Raw genomic sequence first — 20,601 nt, 5'->3', positions numbered from 1 at the left:
GTAGGTCTAGCGTTGCCTCATCAACTAGCAACGCTAGATCCCAGGAGGAGCCGTCATGCTCAACGCACTCGAGGTGTTCACCACCGTGGTGGTCGGCGTGATGGTGGGGGTGGAGTTCTCCGTCGCCTTCGTCATCAACCGGATACTCGACGCACTCCCCGGCGACAGCGGCCAACTCGGCCGCGCCCACGGGGGCCGGATGCTCGGCGCCGTGATGCCGGTCTGGTACATCACCTCGCTCATCCTCGTCGCGGTCTGGGCCGTCGCCGGATGGCACCACCACGGCACCGGCCTCGTCGTCACCGCTGGCGCGCTGCTGATCCTCAGCGTGATCATGTCGATCCTGCTGCTCGTCCCGATCAACAACCGGAGCAAGACGTGGACCCCTGACAACCGGCCCGCCGACTGGGAGCAGCAGATGAACCGCTGGGACCGCTTCCACTACGTCCGCGTCGCCGTCATCATCGCCGCCTTCGCCCTGCTGGTCGCCGCCCTCATCTGACCCCGCGGGCCGACACCGCGCCCGCGGCGCACAGTCCCGCTCCCCGGGCGGCGGCGGGCCACCGAAATCCCGGCATCCGGGAATGCGGCTGCCGCTCAGAGCGCGCAACTGCGATCCCGGCACACCACTCCCCTCGATGACCTGCGCGGCTCCCGGCTCCGGTTCGGCTGAGGTCTTTGATCCAGATCACCGAGGTACGCAGCCGAAGCCCGGCGAGGCCCCTAGATCCCGGGTTCCCCGAAGGAGACCCGCTGGAGCAGGCCGTACGTGAACTCGGCCACGCACGGCTTCGCCGCCGCGGCGAACGCCAGACGCCAGCGGGTCGGCGCGGTGCCCTCCAGCGGCCGCGCCGGGGCGAAGGCGCGCGCCACCTCGTCCACCGTCGCCGACCAGGGCCGCAGGTCGTCCGCCGACTCCAGTACGGGCCCCCGCGCGCCCGGGGCCCGTACCAGCCACTCGTTCCACACCGCCCCGTCCGGCGCGGCCAGCACCTCGAAGCGCAGGTCCGGCCAGAGCGGCACCGGCCACAGCAGGGCCTCGCACTCCAGGTCCCCGATCCTGCGCGGCTGCGCGGACTGCGGCGGGCCGAGCACCGAGCGGTAGCGGGCGAGGGCGCCGCGGGAGCGGGGTGAGCGGACCATCGCCTGCCAGCGCTTGTTCGCCTCCCGCTGCTCCGCGAGCGAGGCGCCGAGCCGCCTGCGGGCCTCGTCGGCGAGGTCCGGCTGGAAGTCCGCCATCCTGCGCAGCAGCACCAGCTGGAAGGCGGCCGGACCGAAGGGTCCCCGGGCACCCGGAGTCGGGTTCGCTGTCATGGAGCCCACGATTCCACACAGGATCCTTACGTTCCCGGGATCCGTATGTTGCCGGGGACCACGTAGCCTGCGGGCGCTATGAACTACTGCCCCGCCTGTCGGAGGCACCTCAACGGCGCGCTGGCATGCGCCGGGTGCGGAACCCCGGCCGAGTACCTCATGCCCGCCGCGCCCGCCGCCGCGCCCACGACCGCGCCGGACGAGCCCGCGCCGCAGCCCACGCTGGCCGGTGTGTACGCGGACTCGCTCGTCGTGCTCTCCGTACCGAACGAGCGCAGAGCCGGTGCCCGCCGCCGCAGCACGCAGCGCAAGCGCCGCCGGACCGTGCTGGCCGTCGGGCTCGGACTGCTGCTGGCGACCGCCGGCTCGGTGGGGGTGGCCACCATGGCCACCGACGGCCAGAGCACCGACCGGGCCGCCACGGTGGTGCTCACCGATGACGCCGGTCCGCAGCAGCCCGAGCCGCTGCCGGACCTGCCGACGTCCGGCGCGCCCGCGGGCCCGTCGGGGAAGGCCACCGCGAAGGCCGCCGCCGGGCCTGCGAAGAAGAGCGGCAGCGGAGCGCCTTCCGCGGGTGCCGCGCAGCCGGCGCCGGTGTCCTCCGCCCCCGCGCCCTCGACGTCGCGGTCGGCGTCCGGTACTTCCCGCCCCGGGGTGAAGCCGACCACGTCGGGGAAGCCGTCGCAGAGCGCCACCGGCGGCCCGCAGCCGCCGACATCCACCCCGACACCGCCCGCGCCCACGCCGACGCCGCCCGAGGACTGCGGCTTCCTGGGCTGGAAGTGCTGGTAGGGGCCGCGGTCAGCCGCCGAGCATCCGCCTGAGCAGGTCCCGCAGCGCCGTCCGCTCTTCTGCGGACAGGCCGGCCAGCGGCTCGCGCGCGAAGTCCAGCGACTCGCGCAGCCGCTCCGCCGTCTGCAGGCCCTCCTCCGTGGGGGCGGCCAGCTTCACGCGGCGATCGGCGGGGTCCGGGCGGCGCTCGACCAGGCCGCGCGTCTCCAGCCGGTCGACTATGCCGGTCACGTTCGAGGGCTCGCACCTCAGCTTCTGAGCGATGCGGCGCATCGGCATGGGCTCCAGGGAGAGCAGGTTCAGCACTTTGGCCTGCGCGCCGGTCAGCTGGTGGCTGGCGGCCGCATGCTCGTACTCCATGTGGTACCGGGTCACGACGTCGCCGATGAGTTCGACGACCTCGACGGTCACTGGGTCTACGCGACGACTGGGCATGGATCCAGAGTACCCATTTACTTGACAACATGAAATATCCAGGCGCATGGTTGTTTCACCTAGTGAAGCAATTTCGTTCTTACCAGGAGCGCCGCATGTCTCAGATCCCCGCCGTCAGCCGCGAGTGGCACCTCGTCCGTCGCCCGCAGGGCTGGCCCGTCGCCGAGGACTTCGCCCTGCGCGAGGTGCCCGTGTCCGCCGAGCCCGCCGCCGGCCAGATCCTCGTGCGCAACCTCCACATGTCCGTGGACCCGTACATGCGCGGCCGGATGAACGACGTGAAGTCCTACATCCCGCCCTTCCAGCTCGACGAGCCGATGCAGGGCGGCGCGGTCGGCGAGGTCGTCGCCTCCGCCGCCGAGGGCTTCGCCGTCGGCGACCACGTCCTGCACCACCTGGGCTGGCGCGAGTACGCGGAGCTCGACGCGAAGTTCGCCACCAAGGTGGACGCCTCCCTCGCCCCGCTCTCCGCCTACCTCGGCGTGCTCGGCATGCCGGGCCTGACCGCCTACGCCGGCCTCTTCGAGGTCGCCTCCTTCAAGGAGGGCGACTCCGTCTTCGTCTCCGGCGCGGCCGGTGCGGTCGGCAGCCTCGTCGGCCAGTTCGCCAAGATCAAGGGCGCCTCGCGGGTGATCGGCTCGGCCGGCTCGGACGAGAAGGTGACCCTCCTCACGGAGAAGTACGGCTTCGACGCCGCCTTCAACTACAAGAACGGCCCCGTCGCCGAGCAGCTCCCCGCCGCCGCCCCCGAGGGCATCGACGTCTACTTCGACAACGTCGGCGGCGACCACCTGGAGGCCGCGATCTCCTCGATGAAGGTGGGCGGCCGGGCCACCCTGTGCGGCGCGATCGCCGGATACAACGACACCGTGCCCACCCCCGGTCCGCGCAACCTGATGATGGTCATCGGCAAGCGGCTGCGCCTGCAGGGCATCCTCGTCAACGACCACGCCGGCCTTCAGCAGCAGTTCGTCCAGGACGTCGCCGGATGGCTGCGTTCCGGGGAACTGCGGTACGACGAGACGGTCGTCGAGGGCGTCGAGAACGCGACGTCCGCCTTCCTCGGCATGCTGCGCGGCGAGAACACCGGAAAGATGATCGTTTCTTTCACCGGCTAGGCTCACCCCACACCGTCGTGACCGTGGGCGCGAGTCGCGGCGATTACCAGGAGGATCTCTTTACATGTCCATCCAGTACTCCGATGTCGCGTACACCGCTGTCGCCACCGCCGAGAACGGCCGTGACGGTCGCGTCGCCACCAACGACGGCCAGCTCGACGTCGTCGTGAACCCGCCGAAGGAGCTCGGCGGCAGCGGCGCCGGCACCAACCCGGAGCAGCTGTTCGCCGCCGGCTACAGCGCCTGCTTCCAGGGCGCCCTGGGTGTCGTCGCCAAGAACGTGAACGCCGACATCTCCGGCTCCACCGTCACGGCCGAGGTCGGCATCGGCAAGAACGACGAGGGCTTCGGCCTGATCGTCAAGATCTCCGCCGTGATCCCGAACGTGGACGCCGCCACCGCCAAGGACCTCATCGAGAAGGCCCACGAGGTCTGCCCGTACTCCAAGGCGACCCGCGGCAACATCACGGTCGAGCTCGCCGTCTGATCCGCCGCAGCCTGAGCGAAGGCCGTACCCCCGATCGGGGGTGCGGCCTTCGCCGTAGACTGACGCCATGCGTGATCTTGCGGGGGGTTTCCGGTATCTGCTGGCCGGACAGCGGTGGGTGCTGCGGCACGGACGATGGCTGGGCTTCGGGCTGCTGCCCGGGCTGGTCTCCCTCGTCCTGTACGCCGGAGCGCTGGTCGGGCTCGGCTACGGCGCCGACGACCTCACTGCCTGGGCCACTCCCTTCGCCGACGGCTGGGGGTCCCCGTGGCTCGCGCTCTTCCGGGGCTTCCTGACCGCCCTGGTCTTCGGCCTCGGACTCTTCCTCGCGGTCATCACCTTCACCGCCGTGACCCTGCTGATCGGCCAGCCCTTCTACGAGTCCCTCTCGGAGCAGGTCGACCGGAGCGAGGGCGGCGAGGTCCCCGAGTCCGGGCTCCCGCTCTGGCAGGAGCTGTGGATCTCGGCCCGGGACAGCGTGAAGGTGCTCGGCCGGGTGGTGCTGTACGGGATCCTGCTCTTCGCCCTCGGATTCATCCCGGTGATCGGGCAGACCGTGGTGCCGGTGCTCGGCTTCTGCGTCTCCGGGTACTTCCTGACCCAGGAGCTCACCTCTGTCGCCCTCCAGCGGCGCCGGGTGGACCTGGCCGAGCGGCTGGTGCTGCTGCGGTCGCGACGGATGCTGGTGCTGGGCTTCGGCGTGCCGCTGGTGCTGGCGTTCCTGGTGCCGCTGGTCGCCGTGTTCCTGATGCCGGGCGCCGTGGCGGGGGCCACGCTGATGGTGCGGGACCTGACGGGGGCCGACGAGGCTCCCGGGGCCGACGCCGGGACCGTGGCCGACACCACGGGGGACGACGCCGCGACCACGGCCGGTGGGGTACCTCCCAGCGGTAGCTGGGAGAGTTTCGGTCCGCCGCCGCCCGCCTACTCGTGACTAGCGCCTGAGCAGGGTGATCGCCCCGACCGTGTCCTCCCCGCCGTGGGCGGCCGGGTCGGCGGTCAGCCGGCGCCGCATCAGGTCCAGGTACGGGGAGATCAGCTCGGCGCTGACCCCCTGGTCCTCGGCGGTGCGCAGCAGGGTGCCGCTGGCGGCGACCTGCATGGCCAGGTTGGACACCACCCCGGTGGTGAAGTCCCGCGAGGTCAGCCGCTCGGCGGCGTTGCCGACGAAGAAGCCCATCGCGCCGAGCCACTCGGACAGCAGCGGGGACAGGTCCTTCGGGGCGATGTCCTCGCCCTCGATCAGCGCGTAGGCGTGCGAGATCCCGGCGAACAGCCCCGTCATCGCGCTGAGCAGTGCCACGTCGTGCAGCGCGGCGTGCCCGGGGTCCTCGCCGACGAAGCGGGCCCCGGCCGGGACCTCCAGGGCCGCCCGGTGCGTGTCGAAGAGCCCGCGCGAGCCGCTGTAGAAGACATATCCCCCGGCCTCAGGGGCGCCGATCATCGTCGGCGTCGCCATGATCCCGCCGTCCGCGAACCGGGCCCCGCGCGCCTCGGCCCAGGAGGCCCGTGCGCGGCCCTCGGCCGGGGTGCCGGTGGTGAGGTTGACCAGGTCCTTGCCGGTCAGGTCGGCGCCGTCCAGGGCCGAGCCGACGGAGGCGTCGTCCAGCAGGCAGACCACGACGAGCCGGTTCGCGGCCACTGCCTCGGCGGGGCTCGCGGCGACGACGGCCCCCTCGGCGGCCAGGGCCTCGGCCTTGGCGGCGGTGCGGTTCCAGACGGTGAGGGGATGCCCGGCGGCGAGCCAGGTGCGGGCCAGGGCGGTGCCCATGTCGCCGAGGCCGAGCAGGGTGAGGGGGACGAACGGGGCGGGCGAAATCTGCGGTGTGTTGTCAGTCATGGCGTTTAGCCTGCTGGCAGGCCATGAGGCGCTCAAGTACGCACTTTGGAGTGGGTGGTTACCCCAAGGTGAGCGAGCAGGTGGGAAGGATGTGCGGTGGCGGTGGCACGGAGGCCCGGTGCGGAGCACTGCGGGATCGCCGCGGCGATGTCCGTGATCGACGGAAAGTGGAAGGTCTCGCTCCTGTGGGGGCTGGAGCAGCGCCCGCGGCGCTTCGGTGAACTGCGCCGTCTCGTCCCGGGCGTCTCGGAGAAGGTGCTCGCCGCCCAGCTGCGCGAGCTGGAGACGGACGGCATCGTGCACCGCGAGGTCTACGACGAGGTCCCGCCGCGCGTCGAGTACTCCCTGACCCCGCTGGGGGAGGAGCTGAACGCGGCCCTGGAAGACCTCGGGAAATGGGGCGCCAGGCACCTTCTCCCGGATTCGGCGTAGGCCCCGGTCCGGCCGCCGGCGGTCCCTTCCCGAGCCCCGCTGTTCCCAGGCGGGGCCCGTAGTATGCATGGCGGCAAGTGCCAAGGCTGTCGCTCACCGCCCTTGAGTCCGCCCCGCCCGGAGCTTCGGCACGGGCGTCCGGAGCCGGGCAGAGGCTTGCCCCAGCAACGACCGGCCGTCGGGCCGAGGACCGACCAGCAGTAGGGACACAGCAGTGACAGTCAGTACCGCGGGCCCGGTGTCCGTGCTGCCCACGGGCGGACCGGCCGCGCCCGCCCGCCCGATACCGGCGGTCTCGGGCACGCTGCGCTCCCGGGGCACGCTCCTGCTCCTCGAAGCGGCCGTCGCCTTCGCGGCGGCGCTCGTCCTCCCGGTGCTGGCCCGCGGCTTCAGGCTCAACCCGCTGGACCGGATCGCGCAGGTCAGCGGCCTCGCCGCGATCCAGCTGCGGTTCGCGCTGGTCGGCCTGCTGTTCATCGCCGCGGTGGGGCTCGCGATGCGGCTGCGCCGGGGCCGCCACTTCGACCTGGCCGCCCGGATCGCCGCCGCCGCCATCGCGGGTCTGGCCAGCGGCTTCGTCGCGGCCGGCGCCGTCGTCGCACTCCACGGCACGCCGTGGCCGATGTTCGGCCTCAACGGCGACAGCGGCCGCATCGTCGAGTGGGCCCAGGCGGTCGCCAACGGCCGGCCCTCGGGCTCGCCGGTCTACCCGCCGGCCCCCCTCTACACCCTCGGCTACTACGCCGAGTGGTTCCGCGGCGGCAACACCGCGTACGCCTTCAAGGACCTCCAGATCCTCGGCGCCGCCGCCTTCGGTCCGCTGGTCTACCTCTGCTGGCGCATGCTGCTCAGCCCGGTCCGCGCGCTCGCCTTCGGCGTGGCGCCGGCCTTCGCGCTGATCGACGCGTACAAGCCGTACAGCCAGACGGTCCTCGTCCTGCTGGTGCCCGTGCTCGTGGCGATGGTGGTGTCGCTGCGCCGCAGCGGGACCGACGGCTGGCGGCCCCTGCTGCTCAAGGGCGCCGGCTTCGGCGCACTGCTCGGCCTGCTGTTCCTCACGTACTCGGGCTGGTTCCTGTGGAGCGCGGCGGGCGTGCTGTTCGCCGCGCTGCTGTACTTCCCGTGGCGGACCGGCCGCCTCAAGGGCGCGGCGTTCCTCGGCGCCACCCTGGGGGCCTTCCTCGTGGTCGCCGGGCGCTACCTGGCGGTCATGCTGACCGAGGGGCAGACCACCAAGGACTACAACTTCCGCTTCGACAACTTCACCGACCCGGCCTACTACCTGATGTGGCGCACGGACATGCCCGGCAAGGTGGGCGACTGGCCGCCGCCGGGCGAGTACGGCGGGGTCGGGCTCTTCGCCCTGGTCACCTTCCTCTGCCTCGGTGCCGCGATCTGGCTGGGCATCCGCAGGCCGATGGTGGTCACCGTCGCCGCCATGTTCATCAGCGCGTGGGTGATGCGGATGTACATCGCCGCGCATATGTACGAGACGCAGACCGTCCAGCTGTACACCCGGACCAACAACCAGCTGCTCTACTGCGGGCTGCTGCTGTGCGCGCTCGTCGCCCACCTGGTCTCGCAGCGGATGGCCGCCGCCCGGCGTACGGCAGAGGGCGACGGCACGTCCCGTACCGGCTTCCCGGGACGCGAAGGAGCGGTGATCGGGGCCCTGTGCGCCCTCCTGCTGCTCCTCGGTACGGTCTCCTCCTCGATGGCCGACCGGTACATGCCGGCCAAGGACGGCACCTACCGGATCCTGCCGTGGGTGTCGCACACGATCACGGAGCGGGACGGGAGCTGCCCGAAGTTCGCCCCGGGCGGTACCTGCTCCAAGGACGGCGACCAGAGCTGGCTGAGCTTCATCCGATGACTCGAGGAAACCGATGATCTCCGCACTGACGCGGCTGGCCGACTGGTCGGCCAGGAGCCCCAAGCGGTTGTGGCTGGTCGCCTTCGCGCTGTTCTTCGCGCTCACGGGCTCCTGGTCCGCCGCCAGCCCGCTCGCGAGTTCTCCCGACGAGCACGCGCACTTCATCCGCGCGGCGGCCGTCGCCAGGGGGCAGATCGGCGGACCCAAGGTGATGGTCCCGCACGTGGTGGCGGGCATCGAGGGGCAGTTCGCCGAGACCGGCGTGCAGGTCCCGGAGTGGTACAAGGACCTCCCCACGCTCCACGAGTGCTACTCGTGGAAGCAGCGGACGCCCGCGTCCTGCGCACCCTCGCTCGGGAACTCCGAGAAGATCACGCAGGCCACCACCGCGGCCGGCCGCTACCACCCGGCCTACTACCTGGCGACGGGCTGGCCGAGCCTGCTGGTCGACGGCCCCAAGGGGCTGTACCTCATGCGCTTCGTGTCGGCGCTGCTCTGCTCGGCCATGCTGGCCAGCGCGCTGGTCACGGCCGCCGAGTGGCGGCGGCGCTCGCTGGCGGTGCTGGGCGTACTGGCCGCGGCCACGCCGATGACGCTGTACATGGGCGGCATGGTCAACCCCAGCGGCGGCGAGATCGCCGCGGGGATCCTGGTGTGGACGGCGATGCTGTCGATCGTGCTCTCCCCGGACCCGCGGCTGCTGAACCGCCGGCTGGCCAGGCTGGGCACCGCCGGCCTGGTGCTGATAAACATCCGGCCGCTCGGGCTGATCTGGTTCGCGGGGGCGGTGGTCTTCAGCCTGCTGCTGGCGGGCCGCGGCCTGATCGGGTCGGTGCTGCGCCGCAAGGCCCTCTGGCTGTGGACGGCCCTGCTGGGGCTGGCCGCGGCCGGTGCGCTGCTCTGGGCGGCGACGCACCCGGACAACTCGGCGATAGACATCCCGGAGGACCTGACCACGGCGGTGGCCGCGAAGCACACCCTCGGCTTCACCAACGACTACATCCACCAGATGATCGGGTTCTTCGGCTGGCTGGACACGCCCGCGCCCGCTCTCACCTGGCTGTTCTGGTTCGGTGTGATCGCGACGTTCGCCGCGCTGGCGCTGGCGTACGGCCGTGGGCGCGAAGTGGTCGCGGTGCTCGGCATGACGGCGGCCGTCGTGATGGTGCCGGTGATCGCCCAGGCCTCGCAGGCGGAGCGGATCGGCATGGTGTGGCAGGGCCGCTACCTCCTGCCCTTCGCGGTCGGACTGCCGCTGATGAGCGTGCTGATCTGCGCCACGCGCTCCCCGGACCGGGGATTCCCCTGGCGCCGGCTGGCCGGGTTCTCCGTCGTCGCCCTCACGGCGGCCGACGTGGCGGCGTTCTACTGGACGCTGCGCCGCTTCGCGGTCGGGACCAGCGGCTCGTGGGTGGCGACCCACGCCCACTGGGCCCCGCCGGGCGGCTGGGCCGTGTGGGTCGGTGTGTACACGGTCGCGGCCGCGGCGCTCGTGGTGCCGGCCCTGGTGTCGGACCGGAGGCCCGTCGCGCCGCAGCCCCCGGACCGGGACACCCCGCACCCCGGGCGCCACTCCCGGGTGCCCGAGCCCGCCTGACGGCCGGGGTCGTCAGACCCGGCCACCGCGACCTCGACGGTCACCACGGACGGCGTACGGTCGTCCGCCTCGGCCAGCAGCGCACCGTCCGGGCCCCATACGGCCGCGCCGCCGCACCCGGTCCACGGGCCCGCCGGGCCGACGTGGTTGGCGAGGACGACGTACAGGCCGTGCTCCTTCGCGATCCCCGGGTGGACGGTGGCGCGCTCGTGGATCCCGTCGCCCGTCCCGTAGAGGGAGCTCGCGAGGTGGACGCGGCAGCCGTCGGCCGCGGCGCGGCCGGTCAGCTCCGGGAAGTGGTTGTCGTAACAGACGCCCAACGAGAAGCGGATCCCGCCGAGTTCGAAGCGCCCGTCGTGCTCGCCGGGCCGGAAGACGCCCTGCTCGTGCCGGTAGAGGTGCTGCTTGGCGTACGTGGTCACGTGCGCGCCGTCCGCGTCGTGCACCAGCGTCGCGATGGCGGGCCGCGCGCCGCCGGTCGGCAGGGCGACATTGACCGCGGTGGCGATGCCGGCGGAACGCAAGGGGTCCAGCCGGGGATCGTCGGCGCCCGTCCACAGGCCCGGGTCGGCTGCCAGCGTGTCCAGTTCGTAGCCGGTGAGCGTGAACTCGGGGAACACCACCAGCTCGGCGCCCTGTTCACGGGCCAGGACGGCGAGGCCGGCGGCCTGCGCGGCATTGGCGCGGACGTCGGCGGGTACGCAGGTCAGCTGCGCTGCGGCGATCTTCACCCGGCTCAGCCTAAGGGGCGTCCGGGCCCCTCAGCAGGGTGAGGAAGGCGCGGAACGCGGCGGGCATGTCCACCGATTCGGGGGCGAGGAGCCACTGGTACTGGAGGCCGTCGCTGACGGCCGCCAGCAGCGGGGCCGCCTGCTCCGGGGTGAGGCCCGAGGGGAGGCGCTCGCCGAACTCGGCGCGCAGCATCGCCGCCATCTCGCCGCGGACCTGGGCGTAGCGCTCGGTGAAGAACTCCCGCGCCGGGTGCCCTTCGGTGACGCTCTCGCCCAGCAGCGCCGAGAAGGTCTGCACGATGCCCGGGCGCATGGCGTTGTACTCCACCAGCGAGGCCAGCAGGTCCAGGCGCCAGCTGCCGGCCGAGGCGCGCGAGCCGCCGCCCGTGTCCCAGCGGTCGCGCTCCTCCAGCACCGCGACCAGCAGGGCCTCCTTGGTCGGGAAGTAGTGCAGCAGCCCCTGCTGGGTCAGGCCCACGCGCTCGGCGACCGCGCCCAGCGACGCGCCGCGGTAGCCGCGCTCCGCGATCACTTCGAGGGCCGCGCGGACGATCTCCCCGCGACGCTCCTCGCTCCTTGCCCTGACCATCGCCCCGGCACCCCTTCCGTTCACAGCTGCCAGCAGGACCGTACGCCATTCGTGTATCACGAAGAGATTACGAACCCTACCGCTTGCCAGGTATCCGGTCCACGATGGGGGCACCGCACCGCACCCGCACCGCACCCAACGAGGAGGCACGGCTGTGACCGATGCCGATCAGGCCCGCGAGAACGCCGTCGAGGCGGCGCTGGGCAAGCTGGATCTCGACACCAAGGCCCGCCTGCTGGCCGGCCAGGACATGTGGTCCCTGCCCGCCCTCCCCGAGATCGGGCTTCAGTCCCTGGTCATGTCCGACGGCCCCATCGGGGTGCGCGGCGTGCGCTGGACCGCCGACGACCCGTCCATCGCGCTGCCCTCCCCGACCGCGCTCGCCGCGGCCTGGGACCCCGCGCTCGCCCGCCGCGCCGGCCGCCTCCTCGCCCAGGAGGCCCGCCGAAAGGGCGTCCACGTCCTCCTCGCGCCCACCGTCAACCTGCACCGCTCCCCGCTCGGCGGCCGCCACTTCGAGTGCTACTCCGAGGACCCCTACCTCACCGGCGCCATCGGCACCGGCTATGTGAACGGCGTCCAGGACGGCGGGGTCGGCACCACCGTCAAGCACTTCGTCGGCAACGACGCCGAGACCGAGCGCTTCACCGTCGACAGCGTCATCGCCCCGCGCCCGCTGCGCGAGCTGTACCTGGCGCCCTTCGAGGCCATCGTCGCCAATGCCCATCCCTGGGGCATCATGACCGCCTACAACCAGGTCAACGGCACGACCATGACCGAGCACCGGTACCTGGTGAACGAAGTCCTGCGCGGCGAATGGGGCTTCGACGGGTACAACGTCTCTGACTGGATGGCCGCCCGCGCCACCACCGGCGACATCGAGGGCGGCCTCGACGTGGCCATGCCCGGCCCGCAGACCGTCTACGGAAGCGCCCTCGCCGAGGCCGTCCGCGCCGGCGAGGTTCCCGAGTCCGCCGTCGACGCGGCCGTACGCAACGTGCTGCGGCTCGCCGCCCGCGTCGGCGTCCTGGAAGGTGCCCCCGCGGTCGTCGCCGAGGCCCCGGAGGCCATCGACGGCCAGGCGCTGGCCCGCGAGCTCGCCGCCCGCGGCTTCGTCCTCGTCCGCAACGAGGCCGCGCTCGACGAAAACCCGGTGCTGCCGCTCGACGCGGCCGCAGGCCGCACCGTCGCCCTGATCGGCGCCGCCGCCCGTGATGCCCGCGTCCTCGGCGGCGGCTCCGCCACCGTCTTCCCCGAGCGGGTCGTCTCCCCGCTCGACGGCCTCACCGCCGCCCTCCGCGACCGGTCAGGGGTACCGCCCACCTACGCCCTCGGCGCCGACCCCTCCGACGAACTGACCCCCGCCGGGCAGGGCTTCGAGCTCCGCGCCGTCTGCCGCGACGCCTCCGGCGCCGTCCTCGGCGAAGGCAGCCTCCCGTCCGGCCAGGTCCAGTGGATCGGCGAGGACCTGCCCGCGGGCGCCGCGTACGAGACGATGGCCACCATCGAAGTCACCGGGACGTTCGTGCCGCGGGAGAGCGGTGAGCACGCCTTCGGCACCCGGGGGCTGGGGGCCTTCACCCTCGCCGTCGGCGGCGAGACCTTGTGGCACGGCGTCCAGGAGATGGGCGATGAGGCCGACCCGTTCGAGGCCTTCTTCGGCGCCCCCAGCGAGCGCGCCCGGCTCACCCTCACCGAGGGGGAGCCGGTGGAGGTGTCGTTGACCTACCAGGTCCCCGACATGACCGCGATGCCGCTCAAGGCGATCATGTTCTCGCTGCTCCACCTCGGTCCGCGGCGCGACCCGGAGGAGCTGATCGCCGAGGCCGTGGCGGCCGCCCGCGCCGCCGACACCGCCGTCGTGGTCGTCGCCACCACCGAGCGCGTGGAGTCCGAGGGCTTCGACCGCCGAGACCTCACCCTGCCGGGCCGTCAGGACGACCTGGTCCGCGCGGTCGCCGCCGCCAACCCGAACACCGTGGTCGTCGTCAACGCCGGCTCCCCGGTCGAGCTCCCGTGGCGCGAGGAGGTGGCCGCCGTACTGCTGACATGGTTCCCCGGGCAGGAGGGCGGGGCCGCGCTGGCCGACGTACTCCTCGGGGACGCGGAGCCCGGCGGCCGGCTGCCCACGACCTGGCCGGCCCGGCTCGCCGATGCGCCCGTCGCCGAGGTCGTGCCCACCGAGGGGCGCCTGGAGTACCGCGAGGGGCTCTTCATCGGCTACCGGGCGTACGAGGCCGGGTCCATCACTCCGGCCTTCCCCTTCGGCCACGGCCTCGGCTACACCGACTGGGCGTACGAGTCCCTGGAGGTCACCGGCACCACGGCCCGGGTCCGCGTCACCAACACGGGCAGCCGGCCCGGCCGCGAGGTCGTTCAGATCTACCTGGCGCCCGTGGTGACCGGGTCCGACGGCGCGCGGAGCGCGACGGTGGAGCGCCCGGCGAGCTGGCTGGCCGCCTTCGCGGGCGTCGAGGCGGGCCCCGGCGAGAGCGTCGAGACCGAGATCGCCCTGCCCGCCCGGGCCTTCGAGATCTGGGACGAGGAGACCCGCGGCTGGCAGCGGATCGGCGGCACCTACGAGGTCCGCGCGAGCCACTCGCACGGCGATACGCGGCTGTCGGCCACGCTCGACATCCCGTAACACACCGTAACAACAGGAATGGCCGGAAAACACCCCCAAAAACCGGGCAGGGGGCGGGTCCTGACGCCCGCCCCCTGCCCACCGGCGTCAACGCGGCGGTTCGGCCGCCGTCACCTGGCGGTGGGCCAGTTCCGCCAGCCGCGCCTGCCCGTCCTTGCCCGGATGGAACCAGTCCCAGCGGCTCAACTGGTCCGCCGCGAAGGGGTACTGGAAGACCGCACCGCCGTCGTAGCGGCACAGCGCGTCCTTGGCGCACACCTCGCGGAGCACCTCGTTGTACTCGACCACCCGTGCCCGCACCCGCTCGCGCCGGGCCGTCGCCCCCGAGGCCGCCGACAGCGGATCGGCGAGCATCGACTGGCAGATGCCCAGGCTCCAGATCTTCCGCACCATCGGGTCGTCCTTGCCCTGCTCCCACAGCCGTTGGAGGTCCGGCACGCTGGAGACGTACACCTGGGTGGCGGGGGACGCGGCCCGCAGCGACGCGAGGGCCTGCTCGAAACTGGCCCGGAACTCCGCCACCGGGGTCATCGACGAAGCCGCGGGCCGGCAGGCGTCGTTCGAGCCCACCATCACCGTGACCAGGTCGGGCTTGTGTCCGGCGGCCTCCGCCAGCTGCCCCGGCAGGTCCGCCATGCGCGAGCCCGTCACCGCGTGGTTCCAGCTGTGGACGGGTGCCTGCGCCTCCCCGAGCAGCCGCGCGGCCAGGGAGTGGACCGCGGGGTCGTTGCCCGTGACCCAGGAGACCTCCGGGCAGTCGGCGAGCACCGAACAGGCGTCGAAACCACGGGTGATGGAGTCGCCCACCGCCGCGATCGAGGTGGGCGCCGTGTTCCAGCGCGGCGCGGCCTGGGCCCCGCGCTCGCCCTCGTCGCCCGAACCGCTCGGCCCGCACCCCGTCACCGCTCCGGCCAGCAGGACGGCCGCCGCTCCCGCGCCCGCGAGGGTCCGGCGCGCGCGGCGGCGCGGAGCGGTGGTGCGCATCGGATGGTCTCCCCTTCGACGCCCCCGCATCGTTCGGGGGGTCCTGCTGAGTGAAAGCTCTGTGTTTACGGGCCTTGGAGCGACCGTACGTCACACCATGACCTCTGACGCACGGTAGCTTTTTCCCGTGGCGTTTCGGCCGCAGGTCCCGTTGCGCAATGTCAAATAATTTCCGTTACATTACATCACGTCACATACTGTCCGTTTTCTGGAGTTTATTCCCGACCTCGTCCCACACTGGAGGTCCCGGTGACGACACGTGGAGTTCTGTACGTGCATTCCGCACCGCGCGCGCTCTGCCCGCACGTGGAATGGGCTGTGGCGGGCGTGCTCGGGGTGCGGGTGAACCTCGACTGGATCAGGCAGCCCGCCTCCCCGGGCACCTGGAGAGCCGAGTTCTCCTGGCAGGCCGAAGCGGGCACCGCCTCGAAACTCGCCTCCGCGCTGCGCGGCTGGCACCTGCTGCGCTTCGAGGTGACCGCGGAACCCTGTCCGACCGCCGAGGGGGAGCGCTACAGCTCCACCCCGGAGCTCGGCATCTTCCACGCCGTCACCGGAATGCACGGCGACATCCTCATCCCGGAGGATCGGCTGCGCGCCGCCCTCGCCCGGTCCGCACAGGGCGAGACCGACCTGGAGGCGGAGATCGCCAAACTGCTCGGCAAGCCCTGGGACGACGAACTGGAGCCCTTCCGCTACGCGGGCGAGGGCGCCCCGGTGCGCTGGCTCCACCAGGTCGTCTGAGCGGCCCGTACACGCGAAGGGCCCCGCCTGGCAGATGCCGGGCGGGGCCCTTTCGTGCGTACGGGGTCAGACGGTGCGGAACGCGAGGGTCACGTTGTGTCCGCCGAAGCCGAACGAGTTGTTGATCGCCGAGATGGGGCCGTCGGCCGGCAGCTTGCGCGGCTCGCCGCGCACGATGTCCGCGTCGATGTCGTCGTCGATGTCGTCGAGGTTGATCGTCGGCGGGGCCAGCCGGTTGTGCAGCGCCAGCACGGTCGCGACGGTCTCGATACCGCCCGCGCCGCCCAGCAGGTGACCGGTCATCGACTTGGTCGCGGAGATCGCGATGTGGTCGAGGTCGTCGCCCAGCACCTTGCGCAGGGCCTTCAGCTCGGCCGTGTCACCCTGCGGGGTGGAGGTGGCGTGCGCGTTCAGGTGGACCAGCTCGGCCGGGTCGAGACCCGTGTTGTCGAGCAGGTTCTGCACCGCGGCCGCGACACCGCGGCCGGTCGGCTCGGGCTGCGCGATGTGGTGGCTGTCCGCGGACAGGCCCTGGCCCAGCACCTCGCAGTAGACCCGGGCACCGCGCGCGGCGGCGTGCTCGGCGGACTCCAGGACCACGACACCGGCGCCCTCGCCGAGGACGAAGCCGTCGCGGGCCTTGTCGTACGGGCGGGAGGCCGTGGTCGGGCTCTCGTTGTTCTTGGACATCGCCATCATGTTGGCGAACGCCGCGATCGGCAGCGGGTGGATCGCCGCCTCGGTGCCGCCGGCGACGACCACGTCGGCACGGCCGGTACGGATCATCTCGACGGCGTAGCCGATGGCCTCGGCGCCGGACGCGCAGGCGCTGACCGGAGTGTGCACGCCCGCCTGGGCGTTGACCTCCAGGCCCACGTTGGCCGACGGGCCGTTCGGCATGAGCATCGGGACGGTGTGCGGGGAGACCCGGCGCACACCCTTCTCCTTCAGCACGTCGTACTGGTCGAGCAGGGTCGTCACGCCGCCGATGCCGGAGGCGATGACGGTGCCGAGGCGCTCGGGCGCGATACCGGCGTCCTCGCCCGCGGGGGCGGTGTAGCCGGCGTCGGCCCAGGCCTCGCGGGCCGCGATGAGGGCGAACTGCGCCGAGCGGTCGAGCTTGCGGGCCAGCGGCCGGGGCAGGACCTCGCTCGGGTCCACGGCGGCCGGTGCGGCGATACGGACCGGGAGTTCGGCGAACCGCTCGCCCTCGAGGGGCTTTACGCCGGAACGGCCGGCGAGCAGACCTTCCCAGGTCGAAGCGCTGTCGCCACCCAGCGGAGTGGTTGCGCCGATACCGGTGACGACCACGGTGCGATTGGTCGGGCTCACAGGAATTCTTTCTCCACGTCTCAGGGGGTGCTGAATTGTCACGGCGCCACCGCCAGGTGGCGACAAACGCTCGTCAGGCTCAGGCCTGGTGCTTCAGGATGTAGCTCGCGGCGTCGCCGACCGTCTTGAGGTTCTTGACGTCCTCGTCCGGGATCTTGACGTCGAAGCGCTCTTCGGCGGCGACGACGACCTCGACCATGGACAGGGAGTCGACGTCCAGGTCGTCCGTGAAGGACTTGTCGATCTCGACGTCCTCGACGGGGATGCCGGCGATCTCGTTGACGATGTCCGCGAGACCGGCGACGATCTCTTCCTGCGTGGCGGCCATGTGGCGCTCCTTCTCTGGGTAACGGGGTAAAGCAGGACCGGAATGTGGTTCCCGGTCCTAGGGGAGAGTAACGACCGTCGCGGCGTAGACGAGTCCCGCCCCGAAGCCGATGACGAGCGCGGTGTCGCCGCTCTTCGCCGCTCCGGTCGCCAGGAGCCGCTCCATAGCGAGCGGGATCGAGGCGGCCGAGGTGTTGCCGGTCGTCTCCACGTCACGGGCGACCGTGACGTGCTCCGGCAGCTTCAGAGTCTTCACCATCGAGTCGATGATCCGCATGTTTGCCTGGTGCGGAATGAAGACGTCCAGGTCGTCGGCGGTGATCCCGGCGGCGTCGAGAGCCTGCTGGGCCACCTTGGCCATCTCGAAGACGGCCCAGCGGAACACCGCCTGACCCTCCTGCGTGATGGCCGGGAACTTCTCGGCGCTGTCCTTGCTCCGGTACTCGTCCCACGGCACGGTCTGCTTGATGGTCTCGGACTTGTCGCCCTCCGAACCCCACACCGTGGGGCCGATGGCCGCCTCGTCCGAGGGGCCGACGACCACGGCGCCGGCGCCGTCACCGAACAGGAAGGCCGTCGCGCGGTCCTCAAGGTCGGTCAGGTCCGAGAGCCGCTCCACGCCGATGACGAGCACGTACTCCGCCGACCCCTCCACCACCATGCCCTTGGCCAGGGTCAGGCCGTAGCCGAAGCCGGCACAGCCCGCGGAGATGTCGAAGGCGGCGGGCTTGACCGCGCCGATCCGGTGCGCGATCTCGGTCGCGACGGCCGGGGTCTGCTTGAAGTGCGAGACCGTCGAGACGATCACGGCACCGATCTGCTCGGGGGAGACACCGGCGTCGGCCAGTGCCTTCCCCGAGGCCTCCACCGACATCGCGGCGACGGTCTCCTGGGGCGAGGCCCAGTGCCGGGTCGCGATGCCCGAGCGGGAGCGGATCCACTCGTCGGACGAGTCGATCGTCTCGAGGATGACCTCGTTGGGCACCACACGGGTCGGGCGGTAGCCGCCGACACCGAGGATGCGGGCGTACGGGGAGCCCTTGGCCGGCTTGATCTTGGACATGCTGTGTGGGCTCCTTCTCTCAGGCCGTCTGCTCGGCGACGAGCGCCGCGGCCTTGTCGAGATCGTCCGGGGTCTTCAGGGCCACGCTCGGTACGCCCTTCAGCGCGCGCTTGGCCAGACCCGTCAGAGTGCCGCCGGGGCACAGCTCGATGATCCCCGTGACACCCAGCTCCGCGAACGTCTCCATGCACAGGTCCCAGCGGACCGGGTTCGCGACCTGGCCGACCAGGCGGGCGACGACGTCGGCGCCCGTGGTGACGACGAGGCCGTCCTTGTTCGAGACGTACTTCAGCGCCGGGTCCGCCGGGGAGAGGGCCTCGGCGGCCTTCTCCAGCGTGGCGACCGCGGGGGCCATGTGGTGCGTGTGGAAGGCGCCCGCGACCTTGAGGGCGACGACCTTCATGGAGCCTTCGGGCTTGTCGGCCTCCAGGGCAGCGATCTGCTCCATGGTGCCGGCGGCCACGATCTGGCCCGCGCCGTTGATGTTGGCGGGTGTCAGACCCAGCTTCTCCAGGTGTGCGACGACCACGTCACGATCGCCGCCGAGGACCGCTGCCATGCCGGTCTCGGTGACAGCGGCGGCCTCGGCCATGCCCAGACCGCGGGTACGGACGAACGACAGCGCGTCGGCGTGGTCGAGCACACCGGCGTACGCGGCGGCGGTGATCTCGCCGACGCTGTGGCCGGCGACGGCGCCGAAGGCCGAACGGCCGTGTCCATGGGAAGTGGCCAGTGCGTCGGCGGACAGCAGACCCGCGGCGACCAGCAGCGGCTGGGCCACGGCCGTGTCGCGGATCTCGTCCGCGTCGGCCTTCGTGCCGTAGTGGGCAAGGTCGAGCCCGATGGCGTCCGACCATGCGGCGACGCGGTCAGCGGCACCGGGAAGGTCGAGCCAGGGAGTCAGGAAGCCGGGCGTCTGAGCGCCTTGGCCGGGAGCGACGAGTACGAGCACCCTCACACTCTCTCTTGTGGATGGACCCTGCCGCCCGTGGGGACAGGGACCAAGAACCGTCGGGGTAATTGTTGATGTCCGACAAAAGTCTAGGACTGAGGATCGCCGTCGGCTAGACGCCCGAGAATCAGGGCGATCCGCAGAGTGAACGCCGAACGGACATCAGAGGGTGACCAGCCGGTGACGTCGGTCACACGTCGCAGCCGGTAGCGCACCGTGTTGGGGTGCACGAACAGCATCCGAGCAGCCCCTTCGAGGCTGCTCGCCTGCTCCAGGTACACGCTCAGCGTCTCAAGCAAAGCTGAGCCCGCTTCTTCAAGCGGTCTGTAGATCTCCTCCACCAGCTGCTCCCGGGCGGAGGGATCCGAGGCGATCGCGCGCTCCGGCAGGAGATCGTCCGCCAGGACCGGGCGCGGAGCGTCCTGCCACGCCGTACAGGCCTTCAGCCCGGCCGCGGCGGCCTGCGCCGACTTCGTCGCGTTCAGCAGGTCGGGCACCACCGGGCCGGCCACCACCGGGCCGGCCGCGAACGGTCCGATCAGCGACTTCGCGACCTGCATCGGGTTGTCGCTGCCGCCCGCGATGACCACCAGGCGGTCCCCGAGCACACCGGTGAGGACCTGGAGCTTGTGGTGGCGGGCTGCGCGCCGGATCGCTTCGACCGTCAGCTCGCTGTCCCCCTCCGGCGCGGTGCCCAGCACCACGCACACGTGCTCCGGGGAGTTCCAGCCCAGCGCCGCCGCCCGCGACAGCGCGCCCTCGTCGGCCTCGCCGGACAGCACCGCGTTGACGACCAGCGACTCCAGCCGCGCGTCCCACGCCCCGCGCGCCTCGGCGGCCTGCGCGTACACCTGGGCCGTCGCGAAGGCGATCTCCCGGGCGTACACCAGCAGCGCCTCGCGCAGGATCTGCTCGTCGCCCGGGGCCGCCACCTCGTCGATCGCGGCCTCCATGACCTCGATCGTGGTGCGGACCATCTCGACGGTCTGGCGCAGGGTGATCGCCCGGGTCAGCTCGCGCGGAGCCGTCCCGAACACGTCGGTGGAGATCGCCTGCGGGGTCTCCGGGTGCCGGAACCACTCCGTGAACGCGGCGATACCGGCCTGTGCGACCAGGCCGATCCAGGACCGGTTCTCCGGGGGCATCGCCCGGTACCACGGCAGGGTCTCGTCCATCCGCGCGATCGCGTTGGCGGCGAGCCGGCCGGAGGACTTCTCCAGTCGGCGCAGCGTCGCGGTATGCGGATGGACGGGCGCGGGATGCGCGGTGTGTGTCGCGGGGGAATGCTCACGTTCGGGTTGGGGCACGGGACAAGACTGCCTTATCGGGAACGCTGTGCGGAGTCCG

At 71.9% G+C, this 20,601-nt stretch carries 20 protein-coding genes and 1 pseudogene; 10 read left to right on the top strand and 11 right to left on the bottom strand.

Going from position 1 to position 20,601, the window contains the following annotated elements; all coding sequences use genetic code 11:
• The first annotated feature begins 55 nt into the window (after nt 1-55).
• Nucleotides 56-502, top strand: coding sequence for a DUF1772 domain-containing protein (locus OG429_RS13275; protein ID WP_328925527.1), 447 nt, complete (start codon nt 56-58; stop codon nt 500-502).
• A 221-nt stretch (nt 503-723) separates the two neighbouring features.
• Here OG429_RS13275 and OG429_RS13270 read toward each other — a convergent pair whose 3' ends face one another.
• A complete protein-coding gene (locus OG429_RS13270) occupies nt 724-1,314 on the bottom strand; it encodes a hypothetical protein (RefSeq protein WP_328925526.1) in 591 nt (196 codons plus the stop codon).
• A 78-nt stretch (nt 1,315-1,392) separates the two neighbouring features.
• Between OG429_RS13270 and OG429_RS13265 the strand changes: the two genes are divergently transcribed.
• Nucleotides 1,393-2,106: an SCO2400 family protein gene (locus OG429_RS13265; RefSeq protein WP_443051253.1), complete on the top strand. Its 714-nt coding sequence runs from the start codon at nt 1,393-1,395 to the stop codon at nt 2,104-2,106.
• Nucleotides 2,107-2,115: 9 nt separating this feature from the next.
• Here OG429_RS13265 and OG429_RS13260 read toward each other — a convergent pair whose 3' ends face one another.
• Entirely contained in the window at nt 2,116-2,541 is a 426-nt protein-coding gene (locus tag OG429_RS13260) for a MarR family winged helix-turn-helix transcriptional regulator (RefSeq protein ID WP_328925524.1), read from the bottom strand.
• 95 nt (nt 2,542-2,636) lie between these two features.
• Between OG429_RS13260 and OG429_RS13255 the strand changes: the two genes are divergently transcribed.
• The 3 genes from OG429_RS13255 (at nt 2,637) to OG429_RS13245 (ending at nt 5,080) form a co-directional block, all read left to right on the top strand.
• Nucleotides 2,637-3,659, top strand: coding sequence for an NADP-dependent oxidoreductase (locus OG429_RS13255; protein ID WP_328925523.1), 1,023 nt, complete (start codon nt 2,637-2,639; stop codon nt 3,657-3,659).
• 64 nt (nt 3,660-3,723) lie between these two features.
• Nucleotides 3,724-4,146 carry an organic hydroperoxide resistance protein gene (locus tag OG429_RS13250; protein ID WP_328925522.1) on the top strand — a complete coding sequence of 141 codons (423 nt, stop codon included), beginning with the start codon at nt 3,724-3,726 and terminating at the stop codon, nt 4,144-4,146.
• 67 nt (nt 4,147-4,213) lie between these two features.
• On the top strand, nt 4,214-5,080 hold the full coding sequence (locus OG429_RS13245; RefSeq protein WP_328925521.1) for an EI24 domain-containing protein: 867 nt from the start codon (nt 4,214-4,216) through the stop codon (nt 5,078-5,080).
• Here the strand turns inward: OG429_RS13245 and OG429_RS13240 are convergent, their stop codons facing one another.
• Nucleotides 5,081-5,986, bottom strand: a complete 906-nt coding sequence (locus OG429_RS13240; RefSeq protein WP_328925520.1) for an NAD(P)-dependent oxidoreductase — start codon at nt 5,984-5,986, stop codon at nt 5,081-5,083. It abuts the gene before it with no gap.
• Nucleotides 5,987-6,088: 102 nt separating this feature from the next.
• On the opposite strand from OG429_RS13240, the gene OG429_RS13235 reads away from it, so the two are divergent.
• From OG429_RS13235 to OG429_RS13225, 3 genes are all read left to right on the top strand, one after another.
• A complete protein-coding gene (locus OG429_RS13235) occupies nt 6,089-6,418 on the top strand; it encodes a winged helix-turn-helix transcriptional regulator (RefSeq protein WP_328925519.1) in 330 nt (109 codons plus the stop codon).
• Nucleotides 6,419-6,632: 214 nt separating this feature from the next.
• Nucleotides 6,633-8,291, top strand: a complete 1,659-nt coding sequence (locus tag OG429_RS13230) for a hypothetical protein (protein ID WP_328925518.1) — start codon at nt 6,633-6,635, stop codon at nt 8,289-8,291.
• A gap of 13 nt (nt 8,292-8,304) precedes the next feature.
• Entirely contained in the window at nt 8,305-9,888 is a 1,584-nt protein-coding gene (locus OG429_RS13225; protein ID WP_328925517.1) for a DUF2142 domain-containing protein, read from the top strand.
• A gap of 29 nt (nt 9,889-9,917) precedes the next feature.
• On the opposite strand, the pseudogene OG429_RS13220 reads toward OG429_RS13225, so the two are convergent.
• Together OG429_RS13220 and OG429_RS13215 are read right to left on the bottom strand one after the other, a co-directional pair.
• A pseudogene (locus OG429_RS13220) lies at nt 9,918-10,619 on the bottom strand (carbon-nitrogen hydrolase family protein); the annotation flags it as partial.
• A 10-nt stretch (nt 10,620-10,629) separates the two neighbouring features.
• A complete protein-coding gene (locus OG429_RS13215) occupies nt 10,630-11,208 on the bottom strand; it encodes a TetR/AcrR family transcriptional regulator (protein WP_328925516.1) in 579 nt (192 codons plus the stop codon).
• A 154-nt stretch (nt 11,209-11,362) separates the two neighbouring features.
• On the opposite strand from OG429_RS13215, the gene OG429_RS13210 reads away from it, so the two are divergent.
• Complete coding sequence (locus OG429_RS13210) at nt 11,363-13,852, top strand: glycoside hydrolase family 3 protein (protein WP_328925515.1); 2,490 nt, start codon at nt 11,363-11,365, stop codon at nt 13,850-13,852.
• A gap of 87 nt (nt 13,853-13,939) precedes the next feature.
• Here OG429_RS13210 and OG429_RS13205 read toward each other — a convergent pair whose 3' ends face one another.
• Nucleotides 13,940-14,836 carry an SGNH/GDSL hydrolase family protein gene (locus OG429_RS13205; protein ID WP_328925514.1) on the bottom strand — a complete coding sequence of 299 codons (897 nt, stop codon included), beginning with the start codon at nt 14,834-14,836 and terminating at the stop codon, nt 13,940-13,942.
• A gap of 249 nt (nt 14,837-15,085) precedes the next feature.
• On the opposite strand from OG429_RS13205, the gene OG429_RS13200 reads away from it, so the two are divergent.
• Nucleotides 15,086-15,580: a DUF3145 domain-containing protein gene (locus OG429_RS13200; protein ID WP_328925513.1), complete on the top strand. Its 495-nt coding sequence runs from the start codon at nt 15,086-15,088 to the stop codon at nt 15,578-15,580.
• Between the two features lie 66 nt (nt 15,581-15,646).
• Here OG429_RS13200 and fabF read toward each other — a convergent pair whose 3' ends face one another.
• The 5 genes from fabF to OG429_RS13175 all read right to left on the bottom strand — a co-directional run bounded on the left by fabF (nt 15,647) and on the right by OG429_RS13175 (nt 20,561).
• A complete protein-coding gene (gene fabF / locus OG429_RS13195) occupies nt 15,647-16,912 on the bottom strand; it encodes a beta-ketoacyl-ACP synthase II (protein WP_328925512.1) in 1,266 nt (421 codons plus the stop codon).
• 79 nt (nt 16,913-16,991) lie between these two features.
• On the bottom strand, nt 16,992-17,240 hold the full coding sequence (locus OG429_RS13190; RefSeq protein ID WP_328925511.1) for an acyl carrier protein: 249 nt from the start codon (nt 17,238-17,240) through the stop codon (nt 16,992-16,994).
• 57 nt (nt 17,241-17,297) lie between these two features.
• The gene (locus OG429_RS13185) at nt 17,298-18,302 is read right to left on the bottom strand and encodes a ketoacyl-ACP synthase III (RefSeq protein WP_328925510.1); all 1,005 of its coding nucleotides are present in this window, start codon (nt 18,300-18,302) and stop codon (nt 17,298-17,300) included.
• Between the two features lie 19 nt (nt 18,303-18,321).
• A complete protein-coding gene (locus tag OG429_RS13180; protein WP_328925509.1) occupies nt 18,322-19,254 on the bottom strand; it encodes an ACP S-malonyltransferase in 933 nt (310 codons plus the stop codon).
• A gap of 89 nt (nt 19,255-19,343) precedes the next feature.
• Nucleotides 19,344-20,561: a PucR family transcriptional regulator gene (locus OG429_RS13175; RefSeq protein WP_328925508.1), complete on the bottom strand. Its 1,218-nt coding sequence runs from the start codon at nt 20,559-20,561 to the stop codon at nt 19,344-19,346.
• Nucleotides 20,562-20,601 lie beyond the last annotated feature (40 nt).

This window comes from Streptomyces sp. NBC_00190, assembly GCF_036203305.1.
In the GTDB taxonomy this organism is placed as follows: domain Bacteria; phylum Actinomycetota; class Actinomycetes; order Streptomycetales; family Streptomycetaceae; genus Streptomyces.
This window is presented reverse-complemented; position numbering and strand designations above follow the sequence as displayed.

Coding starts and splice junctions, on each gene's coding strand:
- OG429_RS13275 (WP_328925527.1), top strand. CDS start 56: ATGCTCAACGCACTCGAGGTGTTCACCACCGTGGTGGTCGGCGTGATG.
- OG429_RS13270 (WP_328925526.1), bottom strand. CDS start 1,314: ATGACAGCGAACCCGACTCCGGGTGCCCGGGGACCCTTCGGTCCGGCC.
- OG429_RS13265 (WP_443051253.1), top strand. CDS start 1,393: ATGAACTACTGCCCCGCCTGTCGGAGGCACCTCAACGGCGCGCTGGCA.
- OG429_RS13260 (WP_328925524.1), bottom strand. CDS start 2,541: ATGCCCAGTCGTCGCGTAGACCCAGTGACCGTCGAGGTCGTCGAACTC.
- OG429_RS13255 (WP_328925523.1), top strand. CDS start 2,637: ATGTCTCAGATCCCCGCCGTCAGCCGCGAGTGGCACCTCGTCCGTCGC.
- OG429_RS13250 (WP_328925522.1), top strand. CDS start 3,724: ATGTCCATCCAGTACTCCGATGTCGCGTACACCGCTGTCGCCACCGCC.
- OG429_RS13245 (WP_328925521.1), top strand. CDS start 4,214: ATGCGTGATCTTGCGGGGGGTTTCCGGTATCTGCTGGCCGGACAGCGG.
- OG429_RS13240 (WP_328925520.1), bottom strand. CDS start 5,986: ATGACTGACAACACACCGCAGATTTCGCCCGCCCCGTTCGTCCCCCTC.
- OG429_RS13225 (WP_328925517.1), top strand. CDS start 8,305: ATGATCTCCGCACTGACGCGGCTGGCCGACTGGTCGGCCAGGAGCCCC.
- OG429_RS13215 (WP_328925516.1), bottom strand. CDS start 11,208: ATGGTCAGGGCAAGGAGCGAGGAGCGTCGCGGGGAGATCGTCCGCGCG.
- OG429_RS13205 (WP_328925514.1), bottom strand. CDS start 14,836: ATGCGCACCACCGCTCCGCGCCGCCGCGCGCGCCGGACCCTCGCGGGC.
- OG429_RS13190 (WP_328925511.1), bottom strand. CDS start 17,240: ATGGCCGCCACGCAGGAAGAGATCGTCGCCGGTCTCGCGGACATCGTC.
- OG429_RS13185 (WP_328925510.1), bottom strand. CDS start 18,302: ATGTCCAAGATCAAGCCGGCCAAGGGCTCCCCGTACGCCCGCATCCTC.